Genomic DNA, 802 nt, shown 5'->3' with positions numbered 1-802 from the left:
TCCCACTTGCAGTGCGCGCACGCTGACGCCAACCGCCTTGGCAATCTCCTCTACCGTAACGCTATCCCGCGCGTTGGTATGGATGAACTCGATCGCAGATTTTACGTGCCGTGGTGACGGTCCCGGCGTCTTGACCAGCAGCCTGTCGGAGTAATCGTGGGGCAAGCCCTCCAGGAAAGCTCCCACGGCAACGTCACGTATGCTGGCCGCTGTGGCCATCGCCGTCACCCTGGATCTGTCATCGCCAAAGCACAATTGCATCATCTGCATCACGGCGCGGCCCAGTCTCACCCCATCCGATTCCGGGGAAACCTCGGACTGGAATGTCACCGGACGCGTCACCGGTGCTTCCAGCAGGGTCGAAAGTCGCTGCGTGATATCGTTCGCGCCGACCAGCAGTACGTCGTAGCTGCCCGCCTGCCATTGCCATTGGCTGACCTGCGTCGCTTTCAGAACGGCGCACGCGCCTGCCAACCAAGTGCGCTCCTGTTGACCAATCCGGGCCCGCAGCCCGCCCTCGTGGAGCAGCACCAGCGCGTAGCCGTCGAACGGACTGTCGAACCGGAATCGAACGCCCGTTGTCGTCTGAATTTGATGCGTCACCGCTCCGCCAGCGAGACTCGATGCCAGCCGCACATCAAGATGATCTCCCCTCCCCGAATCGATCGCAACGTTGCCCCGGATCGGTCGCAAGCGCGCCGAAAGTTCGTCGGCGTCACTTGCGATAACCGTCTCGGCATGGATCTCTGCTCTCTCCGTCATCTTTGCTCGCCAATCGCTCGTGCTGCTGAGGCGAGTCGCA

At 62.1% G+C, this 802-nt stretch carries 1 protein-coding gene; it reads right to left on the bottom strand.

Annotated features, from left to right (window positions below; translation table 11 throughout):
* On the bottom strand, positions 1-762 hold a 762-nt coding region (locus tag AC07XB_RS38985; protein WP_492833282.1), incomplete at its 3' end, for an AraC-like ligand-binding domain-containing protein.
* Between the last annotated feature and the right edge of the window lie 40 nt (positions 763-802).

Source organism: Cupriavidus sp. GW821-FHT02F09 (assembly GCF_059421605.1).
Note: the sequence above shows the minus strand (reverse complement) of the source record. Positions and strands in the feature narration are given on the sequence as shown.